11 protein-coding genes, 2 tRNA genes and 2 rRNA genes are annotated in these 16,000 nt (G+C 39.9%); 11 read left to right on the top strand and 4 right to left on the bottom strand.

Annotated elements, in window-relative coordinates; all coding sequences use genetic code 11:
* The first annotated feature begins 44 nt into the window (after positions 1-44).
* Together AC4PG5_RS09100 and rrf are read left to right on the top strand one after the other, a co-directional pair.
* Positions 45-2,926: ribosomal RNA gene (locus AC4PG5_RS09100) — 23S ribosomal RNA — on the top strand.
* 81 nt (positions 2,927-3,007) lie between these two features.
* Positions 3,008-3,118 (top strand): 5S ribosomal RNA (rrf, locus tag AC4PG5_RS09095).
* Positions 3,119-3,308: 190 nt separating this feature from the next.
* On the opposite strand, the gene AC4PG5_RS09090 is transcribed toward rrf, so the two are convergent.
* Positions 3,309-4,463 carry an IS256 family transposase gene (locus tag AC4PG5_RS09090; RefSeq protein WP_492028251.1) on the bottom strand — a complete coding sequence of 385 codons (1,155 nt, stop codon included), beginning with the start codon at positions 4,461-4,463 and terminating at the stop codon, positions 3,309-3,311.
* Between the two features lie 504 nt (positions 4,464-4,967).
* Here AC4PG5_RS09090 and AC4PG5_RS09085 point away from each other — a divergent pair.
* Positions 4,968-5,043 (top strand) — tRNA-Met (locus AC4PG5_RS09085).
* A gap of 186 nt (positions 5,044-5,229) precedes the next feature.
* Here the strand turns inward: AC4PG5_RS09085 and AC4PG5_RS09080 are convergent.
* Both AC4PG5_RS09080 and AC4PG5_RS09075 read right to left on the bottom strand, forming a co-directional pair.
* Positions 5,230-5,922 carry an inorganic diphosphatase gene (locus AC4PG5_RS09080; RefSeq protein WP_492028607.1) on the bottom strand — a complete coding sequence of 231 codons (693 nt, stop codon included), beginning with the start codon at positions 5,920-5,922 and terminating at the stop codon, positions 5,230-5,232.
* 123 nt (positions 5,923-6,045) lie between these two features.
* Positions 6,046-6,119 (bottom strand) — tRNA-Met (locus AC4PG5_RS09075).
* Positions 6,120-6,334: 215 nt separating this feature from the next.
* Here AC4PG5_RS09075 and AC4PG5_RS09070 point away from each other — a divergent pair.
* The 4 genes from AC4PG5_RS09070 (at position 6,335) to AC4PG5_RS09055 (ending at position 11,169) form a co-directional block, all read left to right on the top strand.
* A complete protein-coding gene (locus tag AC4PG5_RS09070) occupies positions 6,335-6,721 on the top strand; it encodes an START-like domain-containing protein (protein WP_492028606.1) in 387 nt (128 codons plus the stop codon).
* A 76-nt stretch (positions 6,722-6,797) separates the two neighbouring features.
* Positions 6,798-8,690: an LptF/LptG family permease gene (locus tag AC4PG5_RS09065; RefSeq protein ID WP_492028605.1), complete on the top strand. Its 1,893-nt coding sequence runs from the start codon at positions 6,798-6,800 to the stop codon at positions 8,688-8,690.
* Between the two features lie 10 nt (positions 8,691-8,700).
* Complete coding sequence (locus tag AC4PG5_RS09060) at positions 8,701-9,915, top strand: bifunctional 3,4-dihydroxy-2-butanone-4-phosphate synthase/GTP cyclohydrolase II (protein WP_492028604.1); 1,215 nt, start codon at positions 8,701-8,703, stop codon at positions 9,913-9,915.
* Positions 9,916-9,975: 60 nt separating this feature from the next.
* Positions 9,976-11,169, top strand: coding sequence for a pyridoxal phosphate-dependent aminotransferase (locus tag AC4PG5_RS09055; RefSeq protein ID WP_492028603.1), 1,194 nt, complete (start codon positions 9,976-9,978; stop codon positions 11,167-11,169).
* Positions 11,170-11,283: 114 nt separating this feature from the next.
* On the opposite strand, the gene fdxA is transcribed toward AC4PG5_RS09055, so the two are convergent.
* The gene (fdxA, locus tag AC4PG5_RS09050; RefSeq protein WP_294534653.1) at positions 11,284-11,454 is read right to left on the bottom strand and encodes a 4Fe-4S ferredoxin; all 171 of its coding nucleotides are present in this window, start codon (positions 11,452-11,454) and stop codon (positions 11,284-11,286) included.
* Between the two features lie 178 nt (positions 11,455-11,632).
* Between fdxA and metA the strand changes: the two genes are divergently transcribed.
* The 4 genes from metA to AC4PG5_RS09030 are packed head-to-tail and all read left to right on the top strand — an operon-like array spanning position 11,633 to position 15,940.
* On the top strand, positions 11,633-12,550 hold the full coding sequence (metA, locus tag AC4PG5_RS09045) for a homoserine O-acetyltransferase MetA (RefSeq protein WP_492028602.1): 918 nt from the start codon (positions 11,633-11,635) through the stop codon (positions 12,548-12,550).
* A gap of 37 nt (positions 12,551-12,587) precedes the next feature.
* Positions 12,588-14,420, top strand: coding sequence for a peptidase U32 family protein (locus AC4PG5_RS09040; RefSeq protein WP_492030728.1), 1,833 nt, complete (start codon positions 12,588-12,590; stop codon positions 14,418-14,420).
* A 22-nt stretch (positions 14,421-14,442) separates the two neighbouring features.
* Positions 14,443-15,423, top strand: a complete 981-nt coding sequence (locus AC4PG5_RS09035; RefSeq protein WP_492030727.1) for a hypothetical protein — start codon at positions 14,443-14,445, stop codon at positions 15,421-15,423.
* A 22-nt stretch (positions 15,424-15,445) separates the two neighbouring features.
* Positions 15,446-15,940 (top strand): GNAT family N-acetyltransferase, encoded by a 495-nt coding sequence (locus tag AC4PG5_RS09030; protein ID WP_492028601.1) that lies wholly within the window; start codon positions 15,446-15,448, stop codon positions 15,938-15,940.
* The last annotated feature ends 60 nt before the right edge of the window (positions 15,941-16,000 follow it).

Raw genomic sequence — 16,000 nt, 5'->3', positions numbered from 1 at the left:
CAAACTTTACGCATGTTACTTTTATAGTAACAGTGAACGTTTGTAAGAAAGTAAATAAGGGCGCATGGCGGATGCCTTGGCTCTCGGAGGCGATGAAGGACGTGATAAGCTGCGATAAGCTGCGGGTAGGTGCAAATAACCTTTGATCCGCGGATTTCCGAATGGGACAACCTGATATTTTGAAGAAATATCATCCTGATTATGTCAGGAGGCTAACGCAGGGAACTGAAACATCTTAGTACCTGTAGGAAAAGAAAATAATAATGATTCCCCTAGTAGTGGCGAGCGAACGGGGAACAGCCCAAACCATCCATGTTACGGCATGTGATGGGGTTGTAGGACCACGTTGTGGAATCTGTTTAAATGAGAAGAATGATCTGGAAAGTTCAACCATAGCGCATGATAGTTGCGTATTCGAAGTTTAAAAGATCCTAGTGGTATCCTGAGTAGGGCGGGACACGTGAAATCCTGTCTGAATCTGCCGGGACCATCCGGTAAGGCTAAATACTCCCGAGAGACCGATAGCGAACCAGTACTGTGAAGGAAAGGTGAAAAGCACTTCGAATAGAAGAGTGAAATAGTCCCTGAAACCGTGCGCCTACAAGCGGTCGGAGCAGCTTTATGCTGTGACGGCGTGCCTTTTGCATAATGAACCTACGAGTTACTTTTACCGGCCAGGTTAAGGATCTTGAGATCTGCAGCCGAAGCGAAAGCGAGTCTGAATAGGGCGTATAGTCGGTAGGAGTAGACGCGAAACCAAGTGATCTACCCTTGACCAGGTTGAAGGCTAGGTAACACTAGCTGGAGGACCGAACCAATAAGCGTTGAAAAGCTTCTGGATGAGTTGAGGGTGGGGGTGAAAGGCTAATCAAACTTGGAGATAGCTCGTACTCCCCGAAATGCATTTAGGTGCAGCCTCGTGAGTTACTAATGTGAGGTAGAGCGACTGATAAGATGCGAGGGCTTCGCCGCCTATCAAGTCTTGATAAACTCCGAATGCGCATTAGTTTAATCACGGGAGTGAGGGCATGGGTGCTAAGGTCCATGTCCTAAAGGAGAAGAATCCGGACCACCAGCTAAGGTCCCCAAATATACACTAAGTTGAACTAACGAAGTCAGATTGCTAAGACAGCTAGGATGTTGGCTTGGAAGCAGCCATTCATTTAAAGAGTGCGTAACAGCTCACTAGTCGAGGAGTTTGGCGTGGATAATAATCGGGCATTAAGTGTATTACCGAAGCTGTGGGATATGTAAATATCGGTAGGGGAGCATTCCACTACGCGTTGAAGGCCAAGCGTAAGCTTGTCTGGAGCTTGTGGAAAAGCAAATGTAGGTATAAGTAACGATAAAGGGGGTGAGAAACCCCCTCGCCGAAAGACTAAGGTTTCCTGATCAACGCTAATCGGATCAGGGTTAGTCGGGTCCTAAGGCTCAGCCGACAGGTGATGCCGATGGCAGAACAGGTTAATATTCCTGTACTACCTTTAAGAGTGACGTGGGGACGGAGGAGTGACAATGCCGCGAACAGACGGATGTTCGTTAAAGGGTGTAGATGTTGATCGATACAGGCAAATCCGTATCGAGAGTCGAACCTGATAGTATGGAGCGTTCTTCGGAACAATTCAATAGCGCATGTAACCATACTCCCAAGAAAATCCGCTAAACATAATCTTTGAGGTACCCGTACCGTAAACGGACACACGTAGTTGGGTTGAATATACTCAGGCGCTTGAGTGAATCACGGTTAAGGAACTAGGCAAATTGACCCTGTAACTTCGGGATAAAGGGTCCCACAGCGATGTGGGCGCAGAGAATAGGTCCAGGCAACTGTTTAACAAAAACACAGGGCTGTGCAAAATCGAAAGATGAAGTATACAGCCTGACACCTGCCCGGTGCTGGAAGGTTAAGAGGAGATGTCATCGCAAGAGAAGCATTGAATTGAAGCCCCAGTAAACGGCGGCCGTAACTATAACGGTCCTAAGGTAGCGAAATTCCTTGTCGGGTAAGTTCCGACCTGCACGAATGGTGTAATGATCTGGACACTGTCTCAACCGTGAGCTCAGTGAAATTGTAGTATCGGTGAAGATGCCGATTACCCGCGATGGGACGAAAAGACCCCGTGAACCTTTACTATAGCTTAACATTGAATTTGGGCCATTGATGTGTAGGATAGGTCGGAGACTTTGAAGCAGGTACGCTAGTATTTGTGGAGTCGCTGTTGAAATACGACCCTTTGATTGTTTGAGTTCTAACTCGCTTTTGCGAGGACATTGTTTGGTGGGTAGTTTGACTGGGGTGGTCGCCTCCAAAAGTGTAACGGAGGCTTCTAAAGGTACCCTCAGGACGATTGGTAACCGTCCGTAGAGTGTAATGGCATAAGGGTGCTTGACTGGGAGACAGACAAGTCGATCAGGTAGGAAACTAGAGCATAGTGATCCGGTGTTTCCGCATGGAAGGGACATCGCTCAAAGGATAAAAGGTACTCCGGGGATAACAGGCTGATCCCTCCCAAGAGCTCATATCGACGGAGGGGTTTGGCACCTCGATGTCGGCTCGTCACATCCTGGGGCTGGAGAAGGTCCCAAGGGTTGGGCTGTTCGCCCATTAAAGTGGCACGCGAGCTGGGTTCAGAACGTCGTGAGACAGTTCGGTCTCTATCTATCGTGGGCGTATGAAATTTGCGTGGCTCTGACACTAGTACGAGAGGACCGTGTTGGACTGACCTCTGGTTTACCAGTTGTGCCGCCAGGTGCATCGCTGGGTATCTAAGTCGGGATCGGATAAGTGCTGAAAGCATCTAAGTACGAAGCCGGCCACAAGATTAGATTTCTTAGGGTCGTTATAGACGATGACGTTGATAGGACGCAGGTGTAAAGGTGGCAACATCAAAGCCGAGCGTTACTAATTGCCCGTGCACTTTCTTACAAACGCGCGTTGTTTGTTATATCCATTTAGCTATCCTTTTTAGGAGTCTAAATTTTTACTGTACACATGTCATAACCTTTTTTAGGTGGTTATAGCACGAGGGTTCCACCTCTTCCCATTCCGAACAGAGAAGTTAAGCCTCGTCACGCCGATGGTACTGCGTAACAGTGGGAGAGTAGGTAGCCGCCATTTTGATTGACCCTTCGATTCAGTAATGTTTCGAAGGGTCTTTTTTTTGTGCCCTGCCGTGTCTTGCCGTTGTCTTGGGTATCGGTCTGGGTCGTTTGTTGCCACGAGTACCCTTTGATACCGTTTGTCTGGTAATGTTCAGAAAAGTGTGTATGTTTTATTTCTTAGGCATAAATATTTCTCAAAAATATAATTATTCTGTTTTGATAAAAAGCTTTGATTCAAGAAAGTTGTAAATTGGATATTTAAATACATCTTTATTCATAGCCACATTGCCAAGCAATAATATCACAGAATCATAGTTTGGCATCGCGCCACGCATTTTCAGCACTCTTTTAAAATCCTTATTGAGTCGTTCAATCCAATTGGTTGTATATATCATACCTCTTATTTCTCTCTCATATTTGAAATAAGTGAAATAGAATTTGTACCTTTCATGTTTATACCTTTTAAGCATGGGGTAACTCTTCACCCATTTATCTATAAAATCTAGGAATTGTTTATGTGAGCTTTCAGGGGTGACCAAATCTTGATCTGGCCTAAATACTATCTGCATTTCAGCCGCAATTATTTTTTTATCTCGAGGTTTAATTTTCCCCAATATATTCCTCTTTAAATGCACCGTGCACAATTGGATATCTGCACCAGGAAATGCATGTGCGATAGAATTTTCAATACTAGATAAGCCATCGCATACAAATAAATTAATCTCACTAACTCCTCTTTCTTTTATATCATCGAATATATCAAGCCAGTTGGAAGCACTTTCGGTTGGGAAATTCACAATTGATAAGACCTCACGAGTTCTATCTTCTTTTACTCCTAATATTACGTAGTATGCTTCATTTGAAACCGAGTCATTGCGCCTGGTGGCAACATACGTAGCATCAATATAAACGATTGGATAACGTGCATCTAATCTACGGTTCAGCCACGCAGAAACATCTCCACGTGCCGTATCAAGGAGCCGGCTTACTTGACTCTTACTATAATGCTTACCGTAAAATTCCTCAGAGATATCACCAACTTGCTTGGTGGTCAAGCCTTGAGCGTATAAACTACAAATTAAGCGCTGAACTTCAGCTTCTTGATCTTTAAGTACCCCTAATAAAACAGGATAAAAGTTGCTCTCACGACTCCGAGGAACGCGAATCTCAAACATTTGACCGCCATGACATACTCGACGATCACGATAGCCATTACTCACATCATCAGTCTGAGAATTATAAATCTTACGCTCTGATTTCATTAAGGATTCCATCCCTAAACGGATTAATTCCTGAAATCCTTCTTTACCATTTGTAAGTGAAGAAATAATTTCAGACATTTGTTCTTGTGTAAATTCCATTTCTCTTTCATTTTAGGTTACAATACAAATCTAAGAAATATTGGGATTTACACACTTTTTAAAACGCTATCTTATACTCCTCTTGTATCTCCATCTCTTATCAACCATCATCATTGAAAAATCATGGTCGTACTGTAACTGCAGCATTTTATGGATTTATTATTGATGGGTCTGCTCTCTCTTGCGGTTAATCTTATTTTTGTATGTTGTTTTTTCAGTGTAATGGGTGAGTGTGGGTAGCACTTGTTGGATGACTCACTAATTTGATGATCTGCTGTCGGTTAATTTGTTCCAAGATGCCTTTAGCTGAATATTGATTTCTAGAGGTGGTTGATTTCGCTTTTGGAATTGCCTTGTTTAGATTTGGTGAGTGAATGCCGCTTATAGGACTGCTTGATCAGTTTTAATAGTATAAATGATACTTTTTGTCGTATTTATGGGGATTTAGGGTAAATAAATTTGTTTAGTCGTTTATAAATCCGTATCTTTGCACCCGTTAAACATCGCGGAGTGGAGCAGTTGGTAGCTCGTTGGGCTCATAACCCAAAGGTCGTCTGTTCGAGTCAGGCCTCCGCAACCATAAAAAAACGGGGAGATTCTATAAAGAGTCTCCCCGTTTTTTTATTAAGGTCTTTCACCGCCTTTTTTATCTTTATTCTGCATTCTCTGTTCCAAAGTATTCTCCTTTTCTAGTAAAAGGTATGCCGGTGTTCATCCAAGCAGGCATGGGCTGATATAAGAAGATAAGCGTGCTATTCTTATATGTTTATAAGAACGAACTGATAATATTTTCCCACTCTTGATATAGGCTGATCATTGATGGAAGAAGTAAATCAGCTCCAGCGTTAAGTAAGACTTGATCGTCCAATGGTCCTGTATTTACCGCAATAGTGAATATTCCAGCATTATGAGCCGATTCGACTCCTAATGGGGCATTCTCTATAACTATGGTTTCATTAGGTTTTAGGTTTCCTTTTTTAAGTGCCATTAAATAAGGCTCAGGATTGGGCTTCCCGTACTTTACATCAAATGCTGTGACCATTAATTCTTGGCAAAACATGCCGGGAAAATGATGCTCTAAACGATCCAAAAGTGAGTGCTGTCCAGATCCTGTTACAATTGTAGGAGTGATTCCGCTATTTCTTATCTTTTGGAGTAGTTCCCAAGCGCCAGGCATAGGTTCTGGAGACGGATAGGTATTAAATTCGATACTTTTCTTATAATAAAGATCTTCTATCTCTTTTGAAGTTGCATCACGTCCTAATTCTCTATTAAACAAAATGTTTATGGTTGATGCTCCTGTTCGACCTTCATGCATATATGCTTCTTCCCGACTAAGATTTAAGCCAACAGAAGCCATCGTCTTGTGCCAAGCTTCTGAATGATATGGCATAGAGTTGTAAAGGACGCCATCCATATCAAATAAAACCGATTTTAGTGTTATGTTTTTTTTGTTCATTATTATAATGTTAGGGTCTATAAACTATGAGGGAGTGAATCAGTTTTGACAGAATTCGGAATGGGTTAAAAAGAAAAGGCACCCAAGAGTGGAAGCCTCTCAAATGCCTTAATCTTTACTTTGTAGCGCGACCCAGGATTGAACTGGGGACCTCATGATTATGAATCATGCGCTCTAACCAGCTGAGCTATCGCGCCATTGTTTCTTGATTGCGGGTGCAAAGATAGATCTTTTTTGCTTTGTACCAAAGAATTCATCTACTTTTTTTTATTTTATTTGTTGATAGACTTTGGTACGATAACTTAAAACTAAGCTATCTTTTTCTTGTATAGGTTGTTATATAATATTTTTAAAACGAGGTTTAATTTGAAAAAAATACTTATATTGCGACACACATTAAGTTAATTGGACTATGAAAAAGGAAAAAATACATTTAGAGTATCCCTTAAACGCGACATCAAAAAATATTCTTTGGTCTGCGATTAGTACACCAACAGGTTTAGCGGACTGGTTTGCTGATCGAATAACATCTAATGATAAAATTGTAGACTTCTATTGGGGAAAAAATGAACAGCGAAGAGCTGAGATTATTGCTATTCGGGCGTTCTCTTTTATTCGATTTAGATGGTTGGATGATTCTAACGAAAGGGACTACTTTGAGATCAAAATGAATTATAATGAGTTGACTAACGATCATGTTCTTGAAATAACTGATTTTGCCGAACCTCATGAACTTGAGGATCTGAAGGAATTATGGGATTCTCAAGTTATTAAATTAAGAAGAACTTGTGGATTTTAGTTAAGTTTCAATTAAAAAGTTTCGATGCTTCCTTTTTTGTGCTACTTTTGCATTTTAAATGATGAGGTTTTTTAAAATGCTGCGCATAAAAAAATTAGATATATTCATAATAAAGAGTTTCTCGTTCCTTTTTCTTGGAACTTTTTTAATTTGCCTCTTTATTTTTATGATGCAATTCTTATGGCGATATGTCGATGAATTGGTGGGTAAGGGTCTAGAAATGGATGTTCTTGCTCAATTTTTCTTCTATTCAGGTTTAACATTAGTGCCTTTAGCTTTGCCACTAGCTATTTTATTAGCTTCGTTGATAACGTTTGGAAACTTTGGAGAGCGCTATGAATTGCTTGCAATGAAAGCGGCAGGAATCCCTCTGTTTCAGATTATGCGGCCATTGATGTTTTTTGCGTTTGGACTAGTCTTTGTTTCTTTTTATTTTCAGAATGTAATTTCACCCAAAGCTTGGAATAAATTAGGTACTTTAATTATTTCAATGAAGCAAAAATCGCCTGAGTTGGATATTCCTGAAGGTGTTTTTTATTCTGAAATACCCGATTATAATTTGAAAATAGGTAAAAAAGATCGTAAGACGGGCATGCTTTACGATGTTTTGATCTATAATTTTAAAGATGGATTTGAAAATGCTCATGTGATTTATGCAGATTCCGGGCGTATAGAGATGACGGCAGATAAGCAGCATTTATGGCTACATCTATATGATGGTGACTTATTTGAAAATTTGAAAACTCAAAATATGAATTCGGAAAATGTACCTTATAGACGGGAATCTTTCCGAGAGAAACATTCTATCATAGAGTTTGATTCTGAGTTTAATATGGCAGATGCCAGCATTATGAGCAATCAATCTGCTGTCAAGAATATGATTGCCTTGCAACTTTCTATTGATTCGATGAAGGTCCTCGGTGATAGTATTGGACGCTCGTACTATACGGAGATGTCTAAAGGTGCTTATAGTTTGCCTTATGGATTAAATCATCAGGACTCGTTGAAAGTGGAACAAGCTAATCTTAATGATTATTCAGTTGATAGCCTATTTAATTCTTCTACTTTAATCGATAAACAGCGGATTATGTCTTCTGCTGTAAGTCGGGTTGAAAGTACGACAAGTGATTTAAGTTTTAAGAATTATACCACAGAGCGCAATGATTATAGCATTCGCAAGCATGAAACTGAGTGGCATAAAAAGATTACCATATCGTTATCTTGCCTTTTGTTTTTCTTTATTGGGGCCCCTCTAGGAGGGATTATTCGTAAAGGAGGTCTCGGAATGCCAGTGATTGTATCAGTTTTGGTCTTTATTATCTACTATATCATAGATAACACTGGTTATAAGATGGCACGTGATGGCAAATGGATTGTGTGGATGGGAGTATGGATGAGTAGTGCTGTTTTGGCTCCACTCGGTGCTTTCTTAAGTTATAAATCGAATAATGATTCCGTGGTTTTAAATGCCGATGTTTACGTTAATTGGATAAAGAAGATTTTCGGAGTACGTGACGTTAGGCATTTGATTAAAAAGGAGGTAATTATTAATGATCCTAATTATGGTCAATTGAGTGAAGACTTAGCGATCTTAACTGAACAATGTAAAAGATATTTGGAGATAAATAAGAGACACGAGATGCCTAATTATTTTAAATTATGGATGTCTGGAGAGAAGGATGATGATGCTATTCAGATTAATAATAGGATGGAAGGACTTGTTGAAGAATTGTCTAATTCTAAATCGCCTGCTTTGATTAATCTATTGAATAATTATCCTATTATACCTACTGCGGCTCATCTGCGTCCATTTCATATTCATTGGCTCAATATATTAGCAGGATTGGTATTGCCGTTGGGGTTATTTTTCTATTTTCGCATTTGGGCTTTCCGTATCCGTCTTGCAAAGGATTTTGAGAGAATTATACAAAATAACCAAGAAGTTTTGACTGTTATTCGAAATATATAAGATAAAAATTATGGAGAAAATAAAGTTAGATAAGATAGAAGAAGCTATTGAAGACTTTAAAGAAGGTAAGTTTGTGATAGTGGTTGACGATGAAGATCGTGAGAATGAAGGGGACTTGATTATTGCTGCTGAGAAGATTACTCCTGAAAAAGTGAATTTCATGCTTAAGCATGCTCGTGGACTATTGTGCGCTCCTATTACAGAAAGTCGCTGCAAAGAACTCGACTTGCCTCATCAGGTCTCGGATAATACGTCAATGTTGGGTACTCCTTTTACTGTTACAATTGATAAATTGGAAGGATGTACTACAGGAGTTTCTGCTGCCGATAGAGCAGCTACAATCCTAGCTTTAGCCGATCCTTCTTCTACGCCGGCAACTTTTGGGCGTCCTGGTCATATTAATCCGTTGTACGCTCAAGAGAAGGGTGTTCTTCGTCGTGCTGGCCATACAGAGGCTACAATTGATCTTGCACGTTTGTCAGGATTCTATCCAGCAGGTGCTTTGATGGAAATCATGAGTGAAGATGGAACGATGGCTCGTTTGCCGGAACTGAGAGAGATGGCAGATAAGTATGAATTGAAATTAATTTCAATTCATGATTTAATTGCTTATCGTTTGAAACAAGAATCAATCGTTGAAAAGGGGGTAGAAGTTAAAATGCCTACTGAATATGGAAATTTTCATTTAATTCCGTTTAGACAAATATCTAATGGACTTGAGCATGTTGCTGTGTTCAAAGGAAACTGGGAAGAAGATGAGCCTATATTGGTTCGTGTTCATTCTTCATGTATGACAGGAGATATTTTTGGTTCTTCTCGTTGCGATTGTGGTGAACAGCTTCATAAAGCGATGAAAATGATTGAACAGGCAGGTAAGGGGGTCATTGTCTATATGAATCAAGAAGGTCGTGGAATCGGATTGATGAGTAAGATGGAGGCCTATAAACTGCAAGAGGAAGGATATGATACGGTGGATGCTAATATTCATTTAGGTTTCGATCCGGATGAACGGGATTACGGCGTTGGTGCTCAGATTTTACGTGAATTGGGAGTGCATAAGATGAAATTGATGACCAATAATCCTGTGAAGCGTGTCGGTTTGGAAGCATATGGGCTTGAGATTGTGGAGAATGTTCCTATCGAGACTGTACCTAATCCGTTTAATGAGAGATACTTGAAGACAAAGAAAGAAAGAATGGGACATACTCTCCATTTTAATAAATAGTCGAATTTGTAGCATTATTTTGTTTTTGAATTTATCTAATTACAATAAAAGAAACATAAGATGAACCAATTATCAGATCGTTTGAATAGTTTGTCGCCATCTGCGACATTGGCTATGTCGCAGAAAAGTAGTGAACTTAAAGCGCAGGGCGTTGACGTTATTAACTTGAGTGTTGGAGAACCTGATTTTAATACTCCCGATCATATTAAGGAAGCTGCCAAAAAAGCAATCGATGAAAATTATTCTCGTTATTCTCCAGTGCCTGGGTATCCGGATTTGCGTAAAGCTATTGTAGCAAAATTGAAGAAAGAAAACGATCTGGATTATTCATTGACTCAGATTTCTTGTGCTAATGGCGCAAAACAAGCCGTTTGTAATGCGGTATTAGTTTTGGTTAATCCTGGAGATGAAGTGATTGTCCCAGCTCCTTATTGGGTTAGTTATCCAGAAATGGTGAAATTAGCCGAGGGAGTTCCTGTTATTGTTTCAGCAGGTATCGAACAAGATTTCAAAATTACCCCTGCACAATTAGAAGCTGCTATTACACCTAAAACAAAAGCTATAATTTTATGTTCTCCATCTAATCCAACCGGATCGGTTTATAGTCAGGAAGAATTGTCAGCTTTAGTTGCCGTGTTGGCTAAACACCCTCAGATCGTTGTTATTGCCGATGAAATCTATGAGCATATTACTTATGTTGGCAAACACCATAGCATTGCTCAGTTCCCAGAAATGAAGGAACGTTCGGTGATCATTAATGGTGTTTCCAAAGCCTATGCGATGACTGGATGGAGAATTGGGTTCATTGCTGGTCCGGAATGGATTGTTAAGGCTTGTAATAAGTTACAAGGACAATATACCTCTGGTCCATGTTCTGTCTCTCAGAAAGCTGCAGAAGCCGCTTATACCGGTACGCAAGAACCTGTTGAAGAAATGCGTAAGGCATTTCAACGTCGCAGAGATCTCATTGTAAAGTTAGCCAAAGAAGTTCCAGGTTTTGAAGTGAATGTACCAGAAGGAGCATTTTATCTTTTGCCAAAATGTAGTTCATTCTTTGGAAAGACAGATGGAACTCATGTGATTAACAACTCAGATGAATTAGCTTTGTATTTATTGGAAGTAGCTCATGTGGCTTGTGTTGGGGGAGATTCCTTTGGATCGCCTGAATGTATTCGTATGAGTTATGCAACTAGTGATGAAAATATAGTAGAAGCTATTAAGCGTATAAAAGAGGCTTTAGCTCGATTGAAATAATCTCTATATAGACCAATAAAGAATGCCCGGTAATGTTTATTTACCGGGCATTCTTATTTATAAAATAGAAGCTGTCTCAATTAAGAAACAGCTTCTATACCTTTTTAGATTGTATTATTCTGCTGGGTGAATTGCTTCAGAAGGACAAACATCTGCGCAAGTACCACATTCTGTACATAAATCTGGATTAATAGAATAGATATCACCTTCAGAGATAGCTTCTACTGGGCACTCGTCAATACAAGTTCCGCAAGCAATACAATCGTCACTAATTACGTAAGCCATGTTGTTTAATTTTAAAATATTAGTACTAATTCGTGAAGCAAAAATAACAGTTTTATTCTATTTATGTAGAGAAATATTCTTAAAATGATTTAATTTAGAAAATTTCTAAATAAACGCTATAACCTATTTATTCTTTATTTTTAGTATTTTTGTGGACAAATTCTAATCCAAAGCTATTATGCCTTTAAATTTGCCAGATAAACTGCCTGCTATCGAGTTGTTGAAAGAGGAGAATATCTTTGTTATCGACTCTTCTAGGGCGATTCAGCAAGACATCCGTCCTCTGCGCATTGTTATTTTAAACTTGATGCCTTTAAAGATCACAACAGAGACGGATTTAGTACGCTTGTTGTCTAATACCCCTTTGCAGATTGAGGTCTCTTTTATGAAACTAAAAAGTCATACGTCTAAGAATACCCCAGTTCAGCATATGCAGGCTTTTTATACGGATTTTGAGGAGATGAAAGATCAGAAGTTTGATGGGATGATCATTACAGGAGCGCCGGTAGAACAGATGGATTTTGAAGAAGTTTATTATTGGGCGGAAATGCAGGAAATATTTGATTGGACACGTACGCATGTGACGTCCACTTTCTATATTTGTTGGGCTGCTCAAGCTGGTCTGTATCATCATTATGGAGTCAGTAAACGAGCATTGGATCAGAAAAAGTTTGGGGTGTTTGAACATCGTATACTTGATCCATTACATCCGATCTTTCGTGGATTTGATGATCGGTTTTATGTTCCCCATAGTCGGCACACGGAAATCTGTAGAGAGGAAGTGCTGAAGGTCAAGGAACTCACTTTGCTTTCTGAGTCCGATGAAGCCGGAGTTTATTTAGTTGCCGGACGTAATGGAAGAGAATTTTTCGTTACCGGTCATTCAGAATATTCTCCAATGACTTTAGACGGTGAGTATCGCAGAGATTTACAGAAAGGATTAGATATTGCAGTTCCTTGCCATTATTATGTGGATGATGATCCGGATAAGGGGCCTTTAGTACGCTGGCGTTCGCATGCAAATCTATTGTTTTCTAATTGGTTGAACTACTTCGTTTACCAAGAAACGCCTTATGACATCGAACGTATTGAGTAATTTATATAGTAACAATTTAGTGGGTATTAATCGTTTTATGAAGCAACGTAAGATAGAGCTTTTGGCTCCAGCAAAGAACTTGGAATGTGGTCTTGAAGCTATTAACCATGGTGCAGATGCCGTCTATATCGGTGCGCCAAAATTTGGAGCTCGTTCCGCCGCTGGAAACTCGTTAGAGGATATTGCTTCATTAGTCAAACATGCTCATTTATATCGTGCAAGAGTCTATGTCGCTCTTAATACGATATTATGGGACGAAGAACTGGAAGAGACTGAAAAGTTAATTTGGGAGATTTATCGTATAGGAGTTGATGCTTTAATCATTCAAGATATGGGCATCTTGCAACTCAACTTACCTCCAATTGCTCTTCATGCTAGTACGCAGATGGATAACCGGACGCCTCAAAAAGTTCAATTTCTAAAAGAGGCTGGGTTTAGTCAGGCTGTCTTGGCACGCGAGTTATCTTTGCCTGAGATCAGCGCCATTCATCAGGCCTCTCCGGATATGCCTTTAGAGGTCTTTGTGCACGGGGCACTTTGTGTGAGCTATAGTGGTCAGTGTTATGTGAGCGAGGCTTGTTTTGGTAGAAGTGCCAATCGTGGAGAGTGCGCACAATTTTGTCGTTTAGCTTTTTCTTTGGTAGATGCCGACAATCAGGAAATTGTACGGAACAAACACTTGTTGTCTCTAAAAGATCTTAATCAAAGCAAGCGATTAGAGCAACTTTTAGACGCCGGAGCCTCTTCGTTAAAAATAGAAGGACGTTTGAAGGATGTTAATTACGTGAAGAATGTTACAGCGGCCTATCGGTTAGAGTTAGATCGTATTATGGCTCGACGTACTGATTTTAAACGTTCGTCTTCCGGTGATTCTGAATACACTTTTAAACCTCAGCTGGATAAAAGCTTTAGTCGTGGTTTTACCTCTTTCTTCTTACAAGGTCGAAATAAAGATGTGACCTCATTTGATACGCCTAAGTCATTAGGTGAAGAGATGGGTACTTTGAAAGATATACGTGGAAATTATTTGATTGTTGCCGGCGTTAAACCCTTTAGCAATGGAGATGGATTATGTTATATTGATGAAGCGGGACGCTTGCAAGGTTTCCGAATAAATCGTGTTGATGGGAATAAATTATATCCCCAAGAGATGCCTCAGATCAAACGCCATACCGTCTTATATCGCAATTTTGATCAGGAGTTTGAACGGGTTTTATCTCGAAAATCGGCAGATCGGAAACTGAACGTTCGTGTAGAGTTAGCCGACCACGATTGGGGGTATCATCTAACGATGACCGATGAAGATGGATGTCGGGCTTCATTATCTTTACCTTATGAAAAAGAGTTGGCTCGCAGCGATCAAAAAGAGAATCTGAAGATGCAACTGTCAAAACTAGGAAATACTCCATTTACCGCTCAAGAGGTAGAAGTCTCCTTTTCTCAGAACTGGTTTATTCCGTCTTCTGTCTTATCGAATTTAAGAAGAGAAGTGGTGGAAGAGTTGATTAAAGTCAGAATGATCTCTTATAAACCCGAGATTGCTGTCCATCAACCCACAACACATCCTTTTTTGGAGAAGAAATTAACCTATTTGGGCAACGTTTTAAATGCTAAGGCTGTTTCGTTTTATACCCAGCACGGCGTGGAATCTATTCAGATGGCTTACGAGAAAAAAGCTGTGGATCATGCAGCCTTGATGTTCTGTAAGCATTGCTTGCGTTATAGTATGGGGTGGTGTCCGGTACATCATCGCGTGCGTTCGCCCTTTAAAGAACCTTATTATTTAGTATCTGCTGATGGTAAGCGTTTTCGTTTGGAGTTTGATTGTAAACATTGCCAAATGAAAGTTATGAGATATGAAGGAGATTGATTATAGGCTTTGGTTCAAAGTCATGACTCGTTTGTGGACGTCTGGTGCTCGAGACCTACTGTTGTGGTGTGTCGTGAGCACCTTATTCTCTTCTTGTTATTACGTGCAGCCCGATCTTAGTGACAGTTCTCTGTCGCAAAGATCGAAAGACTCTATAAGCTACTTATATCAGCAGCATTACACCTATAATTCAAATTTTGAGGTCTGTGTCGATTCTGTAGAGTTGGAATGTTTGCCGATAAAGAATAAATTCATCAAACTTGCTAAAGGAGATCGGGTGGTTGTTGCCGAGTTTAATGACCATATGGACGACTCCTTAAGCCAGACTTGGATTAAATTGGCTCATACTCAGAAAGAACAGGGTTGGATTAGCGAGAGTGAGTTTTATCGTACCTTTATGCCAACCGATAGCATCTCACAGGCTATTCATCTGTTTAGTGATACTCATGTTCCTTATTTTATCGTGATCTTTGCTTTGTTCGTAGGGCTTTATCTTTTCAGAGCCTTTAGACGAAAACAATTGCAATTGGTTTACTTTAATGATATTGGTAGTTCATATCCATTATTCCTCTGTTTTTTAATGGCATTCAGTGCTACGGTGTACGAATCGATACAGATTTTTGCTCCGGAAACCTGGTTGCATTTTTATTATAATCCAACCTTATCGCCTTTTAATGTGCCGTTGGTTTTGGTGCTATTTCTCATTAGCCTTTGGCTCTTTGTTATTGTATTATTGGCAACATTGGATGATCTCTTCCGGCAATTAGCACCGGATGCTGCAATCTTCTATTTATTAGGGTTGTTCTCTTGTTGTATCTTTTGTTATTTCTTCTTTATTTTGATGACTCACTTTTATATCGGTTATCTGTTTCTTATTGCTTTTGGAATCTTATTAACGAAAAAAGTGCGACACAGCAACCAGTATAAGTATCGTTGTGGGCATTGTGGGAGTCGATTGAAAGTTAAAGGAGTTTGCCCGTATTGTGGTGTGATTAATAAATGATGGTATACTAATTGAATATAATATGATCGAAATTCGTTGTACGGAAATATCCGATTTAGGAGAAGTTATGAGTATTTATGGATATGCTCGTGAGTTTATGCGTAGTGTTGGTAATGAGACGCAGTGGATTGACGGCTATCCTTCGGAAGAACTGATTCGTCGGGAAATCGAAGAAAATCATAGTTGGGTTTGTATCAACGATTGTGGTGAGATAGTCGGCACTTTTTGTTTTATCCTAGGGGAAGACCCTACTTATGCTAAGATTTATGACGGGGAATGGTTGAATAACGAACCTTATGGGGTGATTCATCGCATGGGGACGAATGGAAAGCAAAAGGGGATTGCAGAAGCTTGTTTAAACTGGTGCTTCTCGCGCTGTAAGAATATCCGTGTTGATACGCATCGTGATAATCTTGTGATGCAAAACATCTTAAAAAAACATGGTTTCGTCACCTGCGGAACGATCTTTGTGGCTAACGGGACAGAACGTATTGCCTTTCAAAGAAGCTCTCTTTAACGGTGTTGACTTGTGGAAGCCTAAGAAACCCCACTGACTTTTTTTGAGAACTTACCAGAT

The sequence above is a fragment of the Bacteroides sp. QWL-09 genome (genome assembly GCF_058683585.1).
This window is presented reverse-complemented; position numbering and strand designations above follow the sequence as displayed.